The sequence below is a fragment of the Pseudomonas sp. NPDC089408 genome, assembly GCF_044749445.1.
In the GTDB taxonomy this organism is placed as follows: Bacteria; Pseudomonadota; Gammaproteobacteria; order Pseudomonadales; family Pseudomonadaceae; genus Aquipseudomonas.
In genome coordinates, this window is record NZ_JBIVHY010000004.1 from 223,024 (window position 1) to 241,112 (window position 18,089).

The following is an 18,089-nucleotide window of genomic DNA, read 5'->3' on the forward strand; positions in this document are numbered from 1 at the left end:
TTCCTCCTGAGGATTTTGGGGCTGCTGCGCAGCCCAATCGCGACACAAGGCCGCTCCCACAAAGAGCGGCGCGGTCCCTGTGGGAGCGGCCTTGTGTCGCGATTGGGCCGCAAAGCGGCCCCAGCTACCTAAAGGCCGGATCAGGCGTCCTGATAGCTCTCGATCGACGGGCAGGCGCACACCAGGTTGCGGTCGCCGAACACGTTGTCGACCCGGCCGACCGGCGGCCAGTACTTGCCTTCCACCAGGCTCGGCAGCGGGTACACCGCCTGCTCGCGGCTGTAGCCGTGGGCCCATTCGCCCACCAGCTCGGCCGCCGTGTGCGGGGCATTTTTCAGCGGGTTGTCGTCCTTGTCCAGGCTACCGTTCTCGACCGCGCGGATTTCTTCGCGGATCTGGATCATCGCGTTGCAGAAGCGGTCCAGTTCTTCCTTGGACTCACTTTCGGTCGGTTCGATCATCAGCGTGCCGGCCACCGGGAAGGACATGGTCGGGGCATGGAAGCCGAAGTCGATCAGGCGCTTGGCCACGTCGTCGACGCTGATGCCGCTGGTGTCCTTCAGCGGGCGCAGGTCGAGGATGCACTCGTGGGCCACCAGGCCATTGCCACCGGTATACAGGACAGGATAGTGCTCTTCCAGGCGGCGGGCGATGTAGTTTGCGTTGAGGATCGCCATCTGCGAGGCACGCTTGAGGCCGGCACCGCCCATCATGCGGATGTACATCCAGGTAATCGGCAGGATGCTGGCGCTACCGAACGGCGCAGCGCACACCGCGCCCTGGGTGTTTTCCAGCTGCGCATGGCCTGGCAGGAACGGCGCCAGGTGCGACTTGACGCCAATCGGGCCGACGCCCGGGCCACCACCGCCGTGCGGAATGCAGAAGGTCTTGTGCAGGTTCAGGTGGGAAACGTCGCCGCCGAACTTGCCCGGGGCGCACAAGCCGACCATGGCGTTCATGTTGGCACCGTCGATGTACACCTGGCCACCGTTGTCGTGAATGATCGCGCAGATTTCGCCGATCGCTTCCTCGAACACGCCGTGGGTCGACGGGTAGGTGATCATGATCGCGGCCAGGCGCTCACGGTGCTCGATGGCCTTGGCGCGCAGGTCCTCGACATCGACGTTGCCGCGGGCGTCACAGGCGGTGACCACCACGCGCATGCCGGCCATGTTCGCGGTGGCCGGGTTGGTGCCGTGGGCCGACGACGGGATCAGGCAGATGTCACGGTGGCCTTCGCCACGGCTGCGGTGGTACGCGCGGATGGCCAGCAGGCCTGCGTACTCGCCCTGCGAGCCGGCGTTGGGTTGCAGCGACACGGCGTCATAGCCGGTAGCAGCGCAAAGCATGGCTTCCAGCTCGGTGGTCATCTGCAGGTAGCCCTGGCTCTGCTCGGCCGGGGCGAACGGGTGCAGGTTGCCGAACTCGGCCCAGGTGACCGGGATCATTTCGCTGGCAGCGTTCAGCTTCATGGTGCACGAGCCAAGCGGGATCATGCTGCGGTCCAGCGCCAAGTCCTTGTCGGCCAGGCGGCGCAGGTAGCGCATCAGCTCGGTTTCGCTGTGGTAGCGGTTGAACACCGGGTGTTCGAGGATGGCCGACTGGCGCAGCAGGGCGGCAGGCAGGCGTGAGCCGGTGCTGGCGGCCAGGGCGGCAAAATCAGGTTGAACCTGGTCAGCGCCAAACAGCTGCCAGAGGGCTTCGACGTCAGCCTGAGTGCTGGTTTCGTCGAGCGACAGGCCCAGGTGAGCGGCGTCGATCTGGCGCAGGTTGATACGCTGGCTGCGAGCCTTGTCGTGCAGGCTGGCAGTGGCGTTGCCGGTAACCAGGGTCAGGGTGTCGAAGGCGGTTTCACCGACCACTTCCAGGCCGAGGGTTTTCAACCCGGCAGCGAGAATCGCTGTCAGCGCGTGGGTGCGTTCGGCAATGCGCTTGAGGCCGGCCGGGCCGTGGTAGACGGCGAACATGCTGGCGATGTTGGCCAGCAGCACTTGGGCGGTGCAGATGTTGCTGGTGGCCTTTTCGCGGCGGATGTGCTGCTCACGCGTTTGCATGGCCAGGCGCAGGGCCGTCTTGCCAAAGCGGTCGATCGATACGCCGACCAGGCGGCCAGGCATGTCGCGCTTGAACGCGTCACGGGTGGCGAAGTACGCCGCGTGCGGGCCGCCGAAGCCCAGTGGCACGCCAAAGCGCTGGGCGCTGCCGATGGCCACGTCGGCCTCGAATTCGCCCGGTGGGGTCAGCAGGGTCAGGGCCAGCAGGTCGGCAGCCACGGCCACCAGCGCGTTGGCGGCATGGAAGCGCTGTACCACTTCGCGGTAGTCGAACACGTCACCGTTGCTGGCTGGGTATTGCAGCAGCGCGCCGAAGAAGGCGCTGACATCACCCAGTTCGCGCTCGTCACCGACCACCACTTCGATACCCAGCGGCTCGGCACGGGTACGCAGCACGTCGAGGGTTTGCGGGTGGCAATGTACCGAGGCGAAGAAGGCGTGGCTGGCCTTGTTCTTCGACAGGCGCTTGCAGAAGGTCATGGCCTCGGCGGCAGCGGTCGCTTCGTCGAGCAGCGAGGCGTTGGCGATCGGCAGGCCGGTCAGGTCGCTGATCAGGGTCTGGAAGTTCAGCAGTGCTTCAAGGCGGCCTTGGGAAATTTCAGGCTGGTACGGGGTGTAGGCGGTGTACCAGGCCGGGTTTTCCAGCAGGTTGCGCAGGATCGGCGCCGGGGTGTGGGTGTTGTAGTAACCCTGGCCGATGTAGCTCTTGAACAGCTGGTTCTTGCCGGCGATGGCCTTGAGTGCGGCCAGTGCATCGGCTTCACTCTGGCCGTCGTGTGAACCGAGCACGCTGGTGCCTTTGATGCTGTCGGGGATGACCGCAGCGGTCATGGCTTCCAGCGAGTCAAAGCCGAGGGCGGCGAGCATAGCCTGCTCGTCAGCGGCGCGCGGGCCGATGTGGCGGGCGATGAATTCGTTGGCGGTGCCGAGGTTGATGGTCATGGCGGGGTTCCTCAGGCGTCGTCGTTGGCTTTGAGCAGGCGGTCGTAGGCGTCCTGATCGAGCAGGGCGCTGACGGCGGCGGCATCGGCTGGCTTGAAGCGGAAGAACCAGCCTTCGCCCATCGGGTCTTCGTTGACCAGTTCCGGGCTGTCTTCAAGCTGTGCGTTGACCTCGACCACTTCGCCGGTCAGCGGCATGTACACGCCACTGGCGGCTTTTACCGACTCGACGGTGGATGCTTCGCTGCCTTTCTCATACTGCTGCAACTCTGGCAGCTGCACGAAAACCACGTCGCCAAGGGCATTCTGGGCGTAGGCGGTAATGCCCACGGTGACGCTGCCATCGGCTTCGACGCGCAGCCATTCGTGATCTTCAGTGAAACGCAACTCGCTCATGGGGAATCCTCGGGAAGCAGGGCGTTGGGCGCGGTGGCTCCGCGCTCTTGGGGTTAGGATTCCCTTAGCAAAAAAGCGGCCAATCTATAAAAAGTCTGTTAAATCAAACATTTAAGGATTTGGCGTAATCACTTGGTCATGCTTTTGGAATGAAATCGCTACAACGGGAGGAATATGGAAAAGGGTTTGGGGATCAAACCCTTGCGTAAACGCACTGGAATGGTTTTGTATTGATTTCGGTACGGTGTATTTAAATCATTACATTGCCTGCGCTGGCCCTATCGCCGGCAAGCCAGCTCACACAGGAATTATGCAATGCTGAAGGTTGCACTCATCCTGTGGGAACTGGCTTGCCGGCGATGGGCCAGTGCAGGAGAAAATCGCTTAACCCGCGACAAACATCGGTAATGCCAGGTACAACTTGATCACGATGACATTGATGATATCGATGAAGAATGCCCCCACCATCGGCACCACCAGGAAGGCGATATGCGAGGCGCCGTAGCGCTGGGTCACCGCCTGCATGTTGGCGATCGCGGTGGGCGTAGCGCCCAGGCCAAAGCCACAGTGCCCGGCAGCCAGCACCGCTGCATCATAGTTCCGGCCCATGACCCGGAACGTTACGAAGATCGCAAACAGTGCCATGACCAACGTCTGTGCGCCGAGCAATACAAAGAATGGCAAGGCGAGTGCCGCCAGGTCCCACAGTTTCAGCGACATCAAGGCAATAGCCAGGAACAATGACAAACTGACGTTGCCCAGTACCGAGACTTCGCGCTCGAACACATGATAAAAGCCGAAGGCCGAGAGCCCGTTGCGCAGCAATACACCGACGAACAACACACAAACGAATGTTGGCAGTTCGAATGCGGTGCCCTTCAACACGCCATTGAGTAACGAGCCAGCGAGCAAACTGACCGCGATCAGCGCCAGTGTTTCGACAAATGAAAACGAGGTGATCAGGCGCTCTTTGTCGGGGCGCTCGAAGCCCTTGGGCAGTTGCGGAACTTCTTCTTCAAGGCCGAGTGTTTTGACCCGCTTGATCAGCAGCCGCGCGACGGGGCCGCCAATCAGGCCACCCAGTACCAGGCCGAAGGTGGCAGAAGCCATTGCCAGTTCGGAGGCCGAGGCCAGGCCAAACTTCTCGCTGAACGTTGCTCCCCAGGCCGCCCCGGTGCCGTGGCCGCCGGACAAAGTGATCGAGCCGGCCAGCAGGCCCATCAACGGGTCGAGCCCCAGTGCCGTGGCCAGGCCGATGCCCATGCCGTTCTGTACCAGCAGCAGGCCGGTGACCACCAGCAGGAACACGCTGACTACGCGGCCGCCCTTTTTCAGGCTGGCGAAGTCCGCGCTCAAGCCGATGGTGGCGAAGAACGCTAGCATCAAGGGGGTTTGCAGCGAGGTATCAAACTGCACGTGTACCTCGAAACTGCGCATCGCCAGCAGTGCCAAGGCGACTACCAGGCCGCCGGCAACCGGTTCTGGAATGTTGTAAGTGCGCAAGAAACCAATGCGTGCGACCAGGCCGCGTCCTAGTAACAGCACTAAAGAGGCGGCTACAAGTGTCCCGTAAAAATCGAGTTCAAACATCAGGTGCTCTCGTTATATCCAGTAGCGAACCACCCTCCGTTCTGCGGCGGATAAGTGGGGTGACAGGTGGGATTACACTGTCACCATTCTACGAGGCATGCGTGGGCGAGTATCTTTCACTGGTGTAGGAAAAGCCCGAATAACAACCGGGCTTTTACAACAGCTATTAGCCTTTACCCGGTATTCCGTATTTACGCAGGCGCTGGGCAATGGCGGTGTGCGATGTTTGCAGGCGCCCGGCCAGTTGCCTTGTCGACGGGTAGCTGGCATACAAGCGCTGCAACAACTCGCGCTCGAAGTCGCCCACGGCCTGTTCCAGGCTGGCTACTTCGCCCTCTTGCCCACGGGCCATCGAGGTGCCGGCAATGTCCAGGTCGTCGATGTCCACCAGGTTGCCTTCACAGATGGCGGCCGCGCGGAAAATCACGTTCTGCAATTGGCGCACATTGCCCGGCCATGGGTTGGCCAGCAATGCCGAATGGGTGGCCGGCGTCAACCGGCAGGCTGGGCGCTGGATCTGCGTGCAGGCCTGCTGCATGAAGAAATGCGCCAGCATCAGGATGTCCTGGCCACGGTCGCGTAGCGGCGGTACCTGCAGGTTGAGCACGTTGAGGCGATAGAACAGGTCTTCGCGGAAGCTGCCTTCGGCAACCATGCGCTCCAGGTCGCGGTGGGTGGCGCTGATGATGCGCACATCCACCTTCACTTCGCGGTCGCCGCCTACCCGGCGGAAGCTGCCATCGCTGAGAAAACGCAGCAGCTTGGCCTGCAGGTACGGCGACATTTCGCCAATTTCATCCAGGAACACCGTGCCCTGGTTGGCCAATTCCATCAGCCCGGGCTTGCCACCGCGTTGCGCACCGGTGAAGGCACCTGGGGCATAGCCGAACAGCTCGCTCTCGGCCAGGCTCTCAGGCAATGCCGCACAGTTCAGGGCCAGGAACGGTGCCGAGTGACGGCTGCTGATGGCATGGCAGGCACGGGCCACCAGCTCTTTGCCGGTGCCGGTTTCACCATGCACCAGCAGCGGCGCGTCCAGTGCTGCCACGCGCAGGGCGCGGGCCTTGAGGGTGCGGATGGCCGGCGACTCGCCGAGCAAGGCATCGAAACCTTCGGCGTGGTCGTGGTGTAGGGCGGACAGGCGTTCACCCATGCGGGTCGGCGGGTACAGCGTCAGCAGGCCACCGGCGTTGGTGATCGGCATGGCGTCCAGCAACAGGCTCTGGCCGTTCAGCTGCATCTCGCGCATCGGCAGGTGAAAATTGCTGTCCAGCAGCGCTTGCAGCAGCGCCGGGTCGTCGAACAGCTCGCCTACCGAGCGCCCGGCCGATTCGCGGCCGCACAGTTCAATCAGCGCCGGGTTGGCCAGCAGTACCTTGCCAGCGCTGTCCACCGCCAGTACCGGGTCGCTCATGGCGGCCAGCAGGGCATCGAGCTGCAGGTGACGGCGCTGGCCGGGGAGGATGTCGACCACGTCCACCGACTGCACGCCATGCACTTCGAACAGCGCGTCGTGCAGCTCTTCAAGTACGGCGGGGCTTAGGGTGGGGGCGTCGATGTAGACGTTCGGCGGGACCATCTCCACGGCGTCCAGGTTGAGGTTGCGGGCACCGAGCAAGGCGAGGACTTCCTGGGTGATGCCGACGCGGTCGATGAAGCTGACGTGGATGCGCATGAGGGACGGTGAAGTGGTGGCCGGGGAGGGCGGTAGTATGCCTTAACATCGCCGGGGCCGCTGTGCGGCCCATCGCGACGCAAGGCCGCTCCTACACTGAGCCTGTGGGAGCGGCCTTGTGCCGCGAATGGGCTGCAAAGCAGCCCTTGAATCTAAACTACTCCAGATGCTCAGGCTTGATCGGGTCGCCCGACTTCACATCAAGCTTGTCACGGATGTCCGCAAACATATGGTCATAAAGCTTGTGCGGCGAACTCAGGCTCTCGAACTTTTTCGGCGGTGCCAGGTACGACTGGGCCTTGCGGGTCAGCTGCATGAGAAAGCTGGGCAGTACCTGGTCCTTGGCCAGGAAGAACTTTTCCTCCACCGGCTTGCCCTCGATGCTGCCATGCATGTTGAACTGGATACCTCTACCTTCCTTGGGGTCCGACACTGCTTCGTATTCGATGTTCAGGTCATAGCTGTGGTCGTTCTTGTTCAGCGCAGTGCGCTCGATGTGTACATGACCGGGGTGGTACTGGGCCATGGCAAGCTCCTTTGGAAGGGTTTAAAACAGCGGGCCGCACAGGCCCGCCCACTGCATTCAACGGTAGCTGATCCCCGGCTTCGCGGTAGAAACCCGTGTGCCGGCGGTGCCTTTGACGATCTCTTCAATGTTCTCCAGTGAACTGATCACTGCCACTTTGCCGGTGTTGCGAGCGAAATCGCTGGCCGCCTGCACTTTCGGCCCCATCGAGCCGGCAGCAAAGCCTAGCCTTTCGAGTTCGTCGGGGTGCGCCTGGGCGATGGCTTTCTGGGTCGGTTTGCCCCAGTCAATGTACGCCGCATCGACGTCGGTGGCGATTATCAGAAGGTCGGCATCCAGTTGCTCTGCGAGCAAGGCCGAGCACAGGTCCTTGTCGATGACCGCCTCGATGCCCTTGAGCTTGCGGTTTTCGTCGTACAGGGTGGGGATGCCGCCGCCGCCGGCGCAAATGACGATGCTGTTCTTTTCCAGCAGCCATTTGATCGGGCGGATTTCAAAGATGCGCTTGGGTTTCGGGCTGGCCACCACGCGGCGATACTTGTCGCCGTCAGGCTTGACCACCCAACCCTTTTCCTTGGCCAGGCGTTCGGCCTCGTCCTTGGCATAGACCGGGCCGATGAACTTGGTCGGGTCCTTGAAGGCCGGGTCGTTGGCGTCCACTTCGACCTGGGTCAGCAGGGTAGCGAACGGGACTTCGAAGTCCAGCAGGTTGCCCAGTTCCTGTTCGATCATGTAGCCGATCATGCCTTCTGTCTCAGCGCCCAGCACGTCCAGCGGGTAGGCTTCGTCGGGCTTGTAGGACAGGCCCTGCAGCGACAGCAGGCCAACCTGCGGGCCGTTGCCGTGGGCGATGACCAGCTCGTTGCCGGGGTGGATCTTGGCAATCTGTTCGGTGGCGGTGCGGATATTGGCGCGCTGGTTGTCAGCGGTCATGGGCTCGCCGCGACGTAGCAGGGCGTTGCCGCCCAATGCAACAACGATACGCATGGGGAATGTCCTTTAACGAAAGAAGGGGGAGCGTTGCTCTCAGGCCGCGCCGCTCCCTGTGTAGGAGCGGGTTTACCCGCGAATGCGTCGGCAGCACCAGCATCTCAACCAGGGCTGACGCCTTCGCGGGTGAACCCGCTCCTACACAGGGGAGCGGGGGGGGGCCGCGCTATCGGGTCAGCCCTTACAAGTCAGCCAGAGTCGAAACCAGGATCGCCTTGATCGTGTGCATGCGGTTTTCCGCTTGCTCGAAGGCGATGCAGGCCGGCGACTCGAACACGTCGTCGGTCACTTCGATGCCATTGGCCAGGTCCGGGTACTGTTCGGCGATCTGCTTGCCGACCTTGGTATCGGAGTTGTGGAACGCCGGCAGGCAGTGCATGAACTTGGTCCGTGGGTTGCCGGTGGACTTCATCAGCTGCGCATTCACCTGGTAAGGCTTCAGCTGCTTGATGCGCTCGCCCCAGGCTTCGATCGGCTCACCCATCGATACCCACACGTCGGTGTGCACGAAGTCCACGCCCTTGACCGCGGCAACCGGGTCTTCGGTGAGGGTGATGCGCGCGCCGCTTTCTTCCGCGTATTGCTTGCAGCGCTCGACCAGGTCGTCATGTGGCCACAGTGCCTTGGGTGCGGCGATGCGTACGTCCATGCCCAGCTTGGCGCCGATCAGCAGCAGCGAGTTGCCCATGTTGTTGCGGGCGTCGCCCAGGTAGGCATAGCTGATGTCGTGCAGCGGTTTATCGCTGTGTTCACGCATGGTCAGCACGTCGGCGATCATCTGGGTCGGGTGGTATTCGTCGGTCAGGCCGTTGAACACCGGCACCCCGGCAAACTTGGCCAGCTCTTCGACGATTTCCTGCTTGAAGCCACGGTATTCGATGGCGTCGTACATGCGCCCGAGCACGCGGGCGGTGTCCTTCATGCTTTCCTTGTGGCCGATCTGCGAAGAATTCGGGTCGATGTAGGTGACGTTGGCGCCCTGGTCATAGGCGGCCACTTCGAAGGCGCAGCGGGTACGGGTGGAGGTTTTTTCGAAGATCAGGGCAATGTTGTTGCCCTTCAGGTGCTGTTGTTCGGTGCCGGTGTACTTGGCGCGCTTGAGGTCGCGGGACAGGTCCAGCAGGTAGCGCAACTCGCGGGTGGTGTGATGTTCCAGGCTCAGCAGGTTGCGGTTGTGAATGTTGAACGCCATGACATGTTCTCCTTGAGTTCGGTAGTGTCCCGGCCGCCGCCTCGTGGGCCCGGCCGGGTGCAATGGTCGTTAGTAATCGATTGGGTCGCGCACGATCGGGCAGGTCATGCAGTGGCCGCCGCCACGGCCCCGGCCCAGTTCGCCGGCGCTGATGGTGATGACTTCGATGCCGGCCTTGCGCAGCAGGGTATTGGTGTAGGTGTTGCGGTCGTAGCCGATGACCACCCCCGGCTCGATGGCCACCACGTTGTTACCGTCATCCCACTGTTCGCGCTCGGCGGCGAAGCTGTTGCCGCCGGTCTCGACGACGCGCAGCTTGACCCCAAGCTGCTCACCGACCACTTCGATGAACGACTTGTTGATGCGGCGCACGTCCATGCCGTAGGGCTTGCCTTCGTCCGGGCGGATGATGAACGGCACAATCTCTTTCACCACTTCCGGGAAGACCGTGACCAGGTCGCGGTCGCAGAAGCTGAACACGGTGTCCAGGTGCATGGCCGCGCGGGACTTCGGCAGGCCGGCAACGATCACTTCCTTGACCGCGCCCTTGGCGAACAGGTTCTGCGCCAGCTGGCCGATGGCCTGGCGCGAGGTACGCTCGCCCATGCCGATCAGTACGATGCCATTGCCGATCGGCATCACGTCACCGCCTTCAAGCGTGGCGTTGCCGTGCTCCTTGTCCGGGTCGCCGTACCACACCTGGAAGTCGGCGCCGGTGAACTCCTTGTGGAACTTGTAGATGGCGGTGGTCAGCAGGGTTTCCTGGCGACGTGCCGGCCAGTACATCGGGTTCAGCGTGACGCCGCCGTAGATCCAGCAAGTGGTGTCGCGGGTGAACTGGGTATTGGGCAGCGGCGGCAGGATGAAGCTGGAGTGGCCCAGGTAGTCGTTGTACATCTTGACCACATCGGCGCCTTCGCTCTGTGGCAGGTCCTGGCCGGCCACACCGCCGATCAGGAACTCGGCCAGGTGGCGCGGATCAAGGCCTTCGAGCCAGCTGCGCACTTCATTGGTCAGGCCGACACCCACGGTGTCGGGGGTGATCTTGCGATCAAGGATCCACTTCAGGGCTTCTGGTTGCTGGACGATGTCGGTCAGCAGGTTGTGCATCTCCAGCACATCCACACCGCGCTCGCGCATCTTGGTGACAAAGTCGAAGTGGTCACGCTTGGCCTGGTCGACCCAGATCACATCGTCGAACAGCAGTTCGTCACAGTTGCTCGGCGTCAGGCGCTTGTGCGCCAGGCCCGGGGCGCAAACCATCACCTTGCGCAGTTTGCCGGCTTCGGAGTGGACACCGTACTTCTGTTTTTCAGCGGACATGGTTTCATTCCTCCAATTGAACGAAGACGTGGGTCAAAGGGTCAGGAAGCCGTCGTACAGGCCAAAGGCTGCCACCAGGGCGCCAATGACCACGGCTGCGAAGATCAGTTTTTCCACGTTGGTGAAGACAGGTTGGCCAACCTCACGCTTGGCCTTGGCGAACAGGATCGCGCCAGGTGCGTAGAGCAGGGCCGAGAGCAGCAGGTATTTCACGCCGCCGGCGTACAGCAGCCAGATGGCGTACAACAGGGCGATACCGCCGATGATCAGGTCTTTCTTGCGTTCGGCCAGGGCCTGTTCGTAGGTTTCGCTGCGCCATGCCAGCAGGAAGGCGTAGGCCGCCGACCACAGGTAAGGCACCAGGATCATCGAGGTGGCAAGGTAGATCAGCGACAGGTAGGTGCTGTTGGAGAACAGCGTGATCACCAGGAAGATCTGCACCATGGCGTTGGTCAGCCACAGGGCGTTGGCCGGTACCTGGTTGGCGTTCTCGCGGCGCAGGAACTCCGGCATGGTGTGGTCCTTGGCGGCGGCGAACATGATCTCGGCGCACAGCAGTACCCACGACAGAAGGGCCCCGAGCAGCGAGATGATCAGGCCGACGCTGATCAGCACCGCCCCCCAATGGCCGACCACATGCTCCAGCACGGCGGCCATCGACGGGTTCTGCAGCTTGGCCAGTTCCGGTTGGGTCATGATGCCCAGCGACAGCACGTTGACCAGTACCAGGAACAGCAGCACGGTGACGAAGCCGATGACCGTGGCCTTGCCCACGTCAGAGCGTTTTTCCGCCCGTGACGAGAAGATACTCGCGCCCTCGATGCCGATGAACACCCACACGGTGACCAGCATCATGTTGCGCACCTGGTTCATCACGCTGCCAAGCTCGGGTGTGCCTACCGCCCAGATGTCGGCGGTGAAGATGTCGAGCTTGAAGGCGAACAGGCAGATCAGGGCGAACAGCACCAGTGGTACCACCTTGGCCACGGTGGTGACCAGGTTGATGAACGCCGCTTCCTTGATACCGCGCAGCACCAGGAAGTGCACCGCCCACAGCAGCACCGACGCACCAATAATGGCGGCGGGGGTGTTGCCTTCGCCGAAGATCGGGAAGAAGTAACCCAAGGTGCTGAACAGCAGCACGAAGTAGCCGACGTTGCCCAGCCAGGCACTGATCCAGTACCCCCAGGCTGAGGAGAAGCCCATGTAGTCGCCAAAACCGGCCTTGGCGTAGGCATATACCCCGCCGTCCAGGTCCGGCTTGCGGTTGGCAAGGGTCTGGAACACGAAGGCCAGGGTCAGCATACCGACCGCCGTAATGGCCCAGCCGATCAGCACTGCGCCAACCCCCGCGCTGGCGGCCATGTTTTGCGGCAGCGAGAAGATCCCGCCACCAATCATCGAACCGACTACGAGTGCAACTAACGCGCCGAGCTTTAGTTTTCCGGATGAATCAGACATTTAACAACTCCTGCCAGGAGAAAGTTGACGACAGAATAAATCCGACGCCTGGGCCAGCGACTGACTTGCGTCAGTTTATGGCTACGTGAAGTAGGAAAATTCCTCCACGTGAGCTCCTGGAGAGTGCCGACAGCTCTGCTGCAGGCCTTGCACGCTGGCACCTCCATGTCCTTCTAGAGCAAACGCTCTGTTCGGCCTGCGATGCTTGAAGCTAGCCGCTTTTGCCGCTTTCGCAAATTTTTCACAAGAATTTTCAGTTTTAACGGGAACTTTTCTAGTGGCTGTCGAGCTGCTAATTTTTAAGGAAGTCTGCATAGACAAAACAGTTATGAGTGCTATAGCTTCAATGGCTGTAACTCTTATAAGTCGCAGCATTTATATGGCCCGCAAGGCTGTTTCAAAGGCATGACTGCGGGCAAAAAATTGGGGGATGCATGAGCGAACCGGGACAGAAGCTGCGCCTGGGCGCGCTGATCGCGCTGGTGGTCGGCTCGATGATTGGTGGCGGGATCTTCTCCTTGCCGCAGAACATGGCGGCGCGCGCTGATGTCGGTGCGGTGCTGATCGGTTGGGCCATTACTGCAGTCGGCATGTTGGCGCTGGCGTTCGTATTCCAGACCCTGGCCAACCGCAAGCCGGAGCTGGACTCGGGGGTGTATGCCTATGCCAAGGCCGGTTTTGGCGAGTACATGGGGTTTTCCTCGGCCTGGGGCTACTGGATCAGCGCCTGGCTGGGCAACGTCGGTTACTTTGTGTTGCTGTTCAGCACCCTGGGCTTCTATTTCCCGGTTTTTGGCGAGGGGAACACGCCAATCGCCATCGGCTGTGCCTCGCTGTTGCTGTGGGCCGTGCACTTTCTGGTACTGCGTGGCATCAAGGAGGCGGCGTTCATCAACCAGGTGACCACTGTGGCCAAGGTGGTGCCGCTGCTGATTTTCGTGGTCATTGCCGCATTTGCCTTTCGCGCCGATATCTTCACCCGCGATATCTGGGGCCTGAGCAACCCACAGTTCGGTAGCGTGCTGGAGCAGGTGCGCAACATGATGCTGGTGACCGTATTCGTGTTCATCGGCATCGAGGGCGCCAGCGTGTACTCCGGGCGTGCCCAGCGCCGCTCGGACGTGGGCAAGGCCACCGTCATCGGCTTTCTTGGCGTGCTGGCGCTGCTGGTGCTGGTCAACGTGCTGTCGCTGGGGGTAATGACCCAGCCCGAACTGGCCGGGCTGCAGAACCCGTCACTGGCCTCGGTGCTGGAGCATATCGTCGGCCCGTGGGGCGCCTTGCTGATCAGCCTGGGGCTGGCAGTTTCGTTGCTCGGCGCCCTGCTGTCGTGGGCGCTGCTGTGTGCCGAGATTCTCTACGCCACGGCCCGCGACAAGACCATGCCGCGCTTTCTGGCCAAGGAAAACGCCAACCAGGTGCCAGCCAATGCCCTGTGGCTGACCAACTGTATGATCCAGGGCTTCCTGCTGATTACGCTGTTCTCGGCCGGCACTTACACCAGCCTGATCTACCTGGCGTCGTCGATGATCCTGGTGCCCTACCTGTGGTCGGCGGCCTATGCGGTGCTGCTGGCCGTACGTGGCGAGAGCTATGCCGGGCAGCCGGGCCTGCGGCGCAAGGACCTGCTGGTGGCAGTGGTCGCCTTGCTGTACGCCATCTGGCTGTTGTACGCCGGTGGGCTCAAGTACCTGCTGTTGTCTGCGCTGTTATATGCCCCGGGGGTAATCCTGTTTGCCAGGGCCAAGCACGAGCAGGGGCAAACGCTGTTCACCACCTGGGAAAAGCTGATTTTTGCCGCTGTGCTGGCCGGGGCGGCGTTGGCAGCCTACGCCCTGTACTCAGGGCTGCTGAGCTTGTGACGGTGCAGGGCAGGCGTGCTCCGGGCGCGACCAGATCCACAGGTTGCCCAGAGTCATGCCGGCGATGGCCAGGAACACGGGCCAGTGGTGTTCCAGGAAGGTCAGCATCAGGCCTGCGCACAGCAGCATGCTGAGGGTGGCGCTGACCTTTGCTCGACGCTGGATCACCTTGCCATTGCGCCAGTTGTACAGGATCGGCCCAAACAGCCGGTGGTTTTCCAGCCAGGCCGAGAGGCGCGGCGAACTGCGGGTTGCCGCCCAAGCGGCCAGCAGGATGAATTCGGTGGTCGGCAGGCCAGGGATAACGATCGCGACCAAACCCACCCCCAGGCTCACGTAAGCCAGTATTCCATACAGCAGGCGGGCGAGTTTCGAGCGGGCGGGTCGGGTCATGGTCTCACTGCATAAAACGGTGCGGCCACCGGAAGGGTGGCCGGCTATGGCGTATCAAACCAGCGCGGCATCTGCAGCATAGGCGTGCTTGAGCAGCTCGGTGAAGCGTTCGAAGGCGGCAACTGCACCGCGCTCGGCAGCGGCTTCCTCTTCGGCCGACAGCTCCAGGCCATCAAGGATGCGGGTGAACTGCTTCCAGCCTTCGGCACGGCCACCGGCCGGTTCGCCCAGGTGACGGGCACCGAAGCTGTCGGACAGTTCCAGCGCCACGGCACGCTTGATCAGAAACGCAGCGCCCAGTTTGGAGCCTTCGGAGACGAAGATCCAGCCCATTGCCTCGCCCAGGCCTGGTTTGCCCAGCGCACCTGGCACGGCGGCCGGTACTTCGGCGTCGAGGTCGGCGAGGTCCAGGCGGGCCTGCTCGGCCCGGCAGCGCTCGGCCAGGTCGGGAACGATCGCGATCAGTTGCGGATCGTTGTAGAGCGCCTGCAGTTCGGACTGGAACAGGTACTGAGCGACAACGAAGCGGGCGAAGCTTTCGCGGCTGTCGAACGGCTTGTGGGATTTGACCAGGGCATCCAGCTCGGCGTGCGGGGCGTGGGTGATCTGGTTCAGGCGCTGGGAGCGCAGGGCTGGGCGGTCGGTCATGGGGCAGTCCTTGGAAAAAAGGGGCGTCTAGGTACAAGACGAAACAGCGGGGGCGGGACAGTAAAAAAACTGGGTATTTACAGGTTGGTTGTTGCAGCGCCTGGGAGATCGAGCGCCGCAGCGTTCGCCTTGACACATTCAGCGCCTGCGAAATCGAGCGCCGCCCGCGCGGCGCTTCGCGGCTAAAGCCGCTCCTACATTTGTTTCGGGCCAGTCCATCCTGTGCCAGCCGCGCGCGACCGCCTTGTTTGTACGACACGATATCGAGCCATGCGCCAAGGCGTCCGCGCGCGAATCCCACAGGCATAACTGGCCCGAAACAAACGTAGGAGCGGCTTTAGCCGCGAAGCGCCGCGCGGGCGGCGCTCGATCTCACAGGCGGTGCAAATCCAGAACGGTCAGATATCCCACACCACATTGATACCGAAGTTGCGCCCCGGCATGCTCAGGCGGTCGATGTTGGCTGGCTGGGTCACAGCCGCTTCACCCTGGCCGTCGTAGCTGCGTACCGAGTCCCACTGCCAGTACTTCTTGTCGGTGAGGTTGTACAGGCCAGCGTTGATGGTGACGTCGTCGGTAACCTTGTAGAAGCCGGTAAGGTCCAGCACGCCGTAGCCCGGGGTGCGGAACTTCGAGGTCGAGCCGTCGGGCGAATAGAAGGTGCTGTCGTCGACACGGGTCTTGCGTTTGACCAGCGTCCAGCTCAGCAGGCCGCCGTAATTCTGCTGCTCGTAGCCCAGGCCGAATACGCCCTTCAGCGGGTTGACGGTGTTCAGCGGTTCGCCGGTATCGTCGTTGCGGCCATAGGTGTAGGCAATCGAACCCTGGGTGTACAGGCCCTGCGGCGCACCGAAGTGATCGAGGTTAAGGCGGCCTTTGACCTCGGCGCCCTTGATGGTGGCGTGCTTGATGTTGTTGGCCTGGAAGGTTTGCTCCAGGTTGGCACCCTGCACGGCGTCTTCGTCGATGAAGTCGCGGTACTTGTTGTAGAACACCGCCACGTCGAAGTTGCCGGCGTCAAAGTTGCCACGCAGGCCGGTTTCGTAGCTTTTGCTCTTCTCCGGCTCAAGGTTCGGGTTGCCTTCCACGCGGTAGCCTTGCTCGATGTTCTCGAAGCGGCCATACATCGCCTTGGCTGTCGGGGTGCGGAAACCTTCGGCGTATTGGCCGTACCAGGTGTAGTTGTCATTGAAGGCATAGGTCAGGCCGAACTTGGGCGAAACGCGGTGCCACTTCTTGTCCGAGTCGTCCTGCGAGGTGGGCGCCGTGCCGGTGGACTCCAGGCCACGCAGGAATTCTTCGGTGAACTTCGGTTCCATGCGCGTGTAGTCGTAGCGGGCGCCGGGCATGAAGGTCCAGTTGTTCCAGCGGATCTCGTCCTGGACGAACAGGCTGTAGGTATTCACGGTCGGGTCCGGGAAGTCGCTGACCAGGGCCTGACCGTCAGCCGGGCGCTCGGCGCCGGCGGCAGAGCAACCGGAGCCCAGGGCCAGGCAGGTGCCGGTGCCGCTGCGCGAACCGGTGACCTTCTCGTGCTTGAGCGTGGTGCCGTAGGTCAGCAGGTGGTCGGTGGCACCGATGCTGAAGGCCTTGTCCAGCTGGGCGTCGAATACCCACTGGCGGTCCTTGTAGGTGGTGTCGCGGGTACGCAGCACTTGGCGGCCAGGCGGCGCATAGACTTCTTCGGTGTGCTGGTCGGTCTTGGCGATCTGGTAGTTCAGGCTCCACTTCACATGGTCGGCGACCAGCGAATCGAGGCCGAACTCATGGTTGATACCGTAACGCTCGCGGGTGATGGTGTCGTTACCGGTACGGGCCTTGTAGTAACCCATGCCACCAAAGCCAGGAATGAACGGCCCACCCACCGCGCTGAGGATATTCTGGTCACGGTCATCCTTGTAGTGCTCGTAGGTAAAACCCAGGCGCGCGTCGTTTGCGTAGTCCCAGCCGAGCTTGGCCAACACGTTGGTGGTGCGTGCGTCCATCGGGTTGGCTTCGGTACGCGACAGGCCATCACCACTGTGGTGGCCGTGGGTTTCGGTCTCGTGGCCGTTGCGCTGGCTCAGGTGCAGCAGGCCATCGAAGTCGCCCTCGCGACCGGCGACGGTGGCCGAGGTCAGCCAGCTTTCGTCAGCCGAGCTGTAGCCGGTCTTCAGGCGTGCACCGACATCCTTGCCGGGCTTGATGACGTCGTCCGGGTCGAGGGTGAAGTAGCTCACCGCGCCGCCGATGGCGTTGCTGCCGTACAGCACCGAGGCCGGGCCGCGGAGGATTTCCACGCGCTTGATGATTTCCGGGTCGACATAGTTGCGCTGGGTTTGCGCATAAGGGCCGTAGAAGAAGCTGTCGGGGATCGACACGCCGTCGACCTGGGTAAGGATCCGCTCGCCGTCGATACCGCGGATGTTGTAGCCGTTCAGGCCGCTGCGCTGGCCGGTGCCGGATACCGACACGCCTGGCTCGTAGCGCACCAGGTCCTGGATGTTGTTGACGTTCTGCCGGTCCAGTTGCTCGCGGGTCTGCACGCTGACGGTGCTGGGTACCTGGCTGACGTCCTGGGCGCTACGGGTGGCGCTGACGGTTACCTGTTGCAGCGCGATCACGTTGCTGCCGGTCTGGCGCTCGAGGACCACATTGCCGTTGCTGATCTTGCGAAAGCTCAGGCCAGTGCCGTGCAGCAGGCGCTTGAGTGCGGCATCTGGCGGCAGCGAGCCCTGTACCCCTGGCGACGCCACGCCGTCGGCCAGTTCGGCACTGAAGCCGACCTGCCAGCCGGTGACCTGGCTGAAGGCGTTGATTGCCGACACCAGCGGCTGCTGGCCGATGCTGAAGCGGTAATCGCCCATGCGTGGGCTGCTGGCCTGGGCCGGTTCGGCGGCCAGCGCCGGCAGGCTGCAGGCGCCGCTGGCGAGCAGGGCCAGGGTCAGAAGAGACAGTTGCCCTGTACGGCGGGAAAGGGGGGACGAGCGGGTAGGACCTGTGGACATCGGAAGCGCTCCCAGACGCGCGAACTGTTATAAGTGATGGCTGTTCTCGTT

General features: G+C 62.4%; 13 protein-coding genes. 1 reads left to right on the forward strand and 12 read right to left on the reverse strand.

Translation table 11 applies throughout. The annotated features are described in order from the left end of the window. Positions 1-140: 140 nt before the first annotated feature. From gcvP to arcD (ACIP02_RS09215), 9 genes are all read right to left on the reverse strand, one after another. Positions 141-2,996 (reverse strand): aminomethyl-transferring glycine dehydrogenase, encoded by a 2,856-nt coding sequence (gene gcvP, locus ACIP02_RS09175; RefSeq protein WP_400615425.1) that lies wholly within the window; start codon positions 2,994-2,996, stop codon positions 141-143. 11 nt (positions 2,997-3,007) lie between these two features. Beyond that, complete coding sequence (gcvH, locus tag ACIP02_RS09180) at positions 3,008-3,391, reverse strand: glycine cleavage system protein GcvH (RefSeq protein WP_201200091.1); 384 nt, start codon at positions 3,389-3,391, stop codon at positions 3,008-3,010. Between the two features lie 384 nt (positions 3,392-3,775). Further along, positions 3,776-4,981: a sodium/glutamate symporter gene (gltS, locus tag ACIP02_RS09185; protein ID WP_400615429.1), complete on the reverse strand. Its 1,206-nt coding sequence runs from the start codon at positions 4,979-4,981 to the stop codon at positions 3,776-3,778. Positions 4,982-5,147: 166 nt separating this feature from the next. Next, positions 5,148-6,656: a sigma-54-dependent transcriptional regulator gene (locus tag ACIP02_RS09190; RefSeq protein ID WP_400615431.1), complete on the reverse strand. Its 1,509-nt coding sequence runs from the start codon at positions 6,654-6,656 to the stop codon at positions 5,148-5,150. Positions 6,657-6,813: 157 nt separating this feature from the next. Beyond that, positions 6,814-7,182 carry a DUF5064 family protein gene (locus ACIP02_RS09195; protein WP_400615433.1) on the reverse strand — a complete coding sequence of 123 codons (369 nt, stop codon included), beginning with the start codon at positions 7,180-7,182 and terminating at the stop codon, positions 6,814-6,816. 57 nt (positions 7,183-7,239) lie between these two features. Beyond that, positions 7,240-8,169 carry a carbamate kinase gene (gene arcC, locus ACIP02_RS09200; protein WP_400615435.1) on the reverse strand — a complete coding sequence of 310 codons (930 nt, stop codon included), beginning with the start codon at positions 8,167-8,169 and terminating at the stop codon, positions 7,240-7,242. A 184-nt stretch (positions 8,170-8,353) separates the two neighbouring features. Beyond that, entirely contained in the window at positions 8,354-9,364 is a 1,011-nt protein-coding gene (locus ACIP02_RS09205; protein WP_400615437.1) for an ornithine carbamoyltransferase, read from the reverse strand. A gap of 69 nt (positions 9,365-9,433) precedes the next feature. Then, complete coding sequence (gene arcA / locus ACIP02_RS09210; RefSeq protein ID WP_400615439.1) at positions 9,434-10,687, reverse strand: arginine deiminase; 1,254 nt, start codon at positions 10,685-10,687, stop codon at positions 9,434-9,436. Between the two features lie 33 nt (positions 10,688-10,720). After that, complete coding sequence (gene arcD, locus ACIP02_RS09215) at positions 10,721-12,148, reverse strand: arginine-ornithine antiporter (RefSeq protein ID WP_400615441.1); 1,428 nt, start codon at positions 12,146-12,148, stop codon at positions 10,721-10,723. A gap of 434 nt (positions 12,149-12,582) precedes the next feature. Between arcD (ACIP02_RS09215) and arcD (ACIP02_RS09220) the strand changes: the two genes are divergently transcribed. Next, the gene (gene arcD / locus ACIP02_RS09220; RefSeq protein ID WP_400615443.1) at positions 12,583-14,010 is read left to right on the forward strand and encodes an arginine-ornithine antiporter; all 1,428 of its coding nucleotides are present in this window, start codon (positions 12,583-12,585) and stop codon (positions 14,008-14,010) included. Here arcD (ACIP02_RS09220) and ACIP02_RS09225 read toward each other — a convergent pair. The 3 genes from ACIP02_RS09225 to ACIP02_RS09235 form a co-directional block, all read right to left on the reverse strand. Next, positions 13,990-14,403, reverse strand: coding sequence for a YbaN family protein (locus ACIP02_RS09225; RefSeq protein WP_201200104.1), 414 nt, complete (start codon positions 14,401-14,403; stop codon positions 13,990-13,992). The two genes, arcD (ACIP02_RS09220) and ACIP02_RS09225, sit on opposite strands and share 21 nt — an antisense overlap. Before the next feature lie 54 nt (positions 14,404-14,457). Continuing rightward, complete coding sequence (locus ACIP02_RS09230; RefSeq protein WP_400615445.1) at positions 14,458-15,051, reverse strand: biliverdin-producing heme oxygenase; 594 nt, start codon at positions 15,049-15,051, stop codon at positions 14,458-14,460. A 398-nt stretch (positions 15,052-15,449) separates the two neighbouring features. Then, positions 15,450-18,038, reverse strand: coding sequence for a TonB-dependent receptor (locus ACIP02_RS09235; protein WP_400615447.1), 2,589 nt, complete (start codon positions 18,036-18,038; stop codon positions 15,450-15,452). Positions 18,039-18,089 lie beyond the last annotated feature (51 nt).

Bases quoted from the DNA above. Each gene is read 5' to 3' on its own strand.
- gcvP (WP_400615425.1), bottom strand. From the start codon at position 2,996: ATGACCATCAACCTCGGCACCGCCAACGAATTCATCGCCCGCCACATC.
- gcvH (WP_201200091.1), bottom strand. From the start codon at position 3,391: ATGAGCGAGTTGCGTTTCACTGAAGATCACGAATGGCTGCGCGTCGAA.
- gltS (WP_400615429.1), bottom strand. From the start codon at position 4,981: ATGTTTGAACTCGATTTTTACGGGACACTTGTAGCCGCCTCTTTAGTG.
- ACIP02_RS09190 (WP_400615431.1), bottom strand. From the start codon at position 6,656: ATGCGCATCCACGTCAGCTTCATCGACCGCGTCGGCATCACCCAGGAA.
- ACIP02_RS09195 (WP_400615433.1), bottom strand. From the start codon at position 7,182: ATGGCCCAGTACCACCCCGGTCATGTACACATCGAGCGCACTGCGCTG.
- arcC (WP_400615435.1), bottom strand. From the start codon at position 8,169: ATGCGTATCGTTGTTGCATTGGGCGGCAACGCCCTGCTACGTCGCGGC.
- ACIP02_RS09205 (WP_400615437.1), bottom strand. From the start codon at position 9,364: ATGGCGTTCAACATTCACAACCGCAACCTGCTGAGCCTGGAACATCAC.
- arcA (WP_400615439.1), bottom strand. From the start codon at position 10,687: ATGTCCGCTGAAAAACAGAAGTACGGTGTCCACTCCGAAGCCGGCAAA.
- arcD (WP_400615441.1), bottom strand. From the start codon at position 12,148: ATGTCTGATTCATCCGGAAAACTAAAGCTCGGCGCGTTAGTTGCACTC.
- arcD (WP_400615443.1), top strand. From the start codon at position 12,583: ATGAGCGAACCGGGACAGAAGCTGCGCCTGGGCGCGCTGATCGCGCTG.
- ACIP02_RS09225 (WP_201200104.1), bottom strand. From the start codon at position 14,403: ATGACCCGACCCGCCCGCTCGAAACTCGCCCGCCTGCTGTATGGAATA.
- ACIP02_RS09230 (WP_400615445.1), bottom strand. From the start codon at position 15,051: ATGACCGACCGCCCAGCCCTGCGCTCCCAGCGCCTGAACCAGATCACC.
- ACIP02_RS09235 (WP_400615447.1), bottom strand. From the start codon at position 18,038: ATGTCCACAGGTCCTACCCGCTCGTCCCCCCTTTCCCGCCGTACAGGG.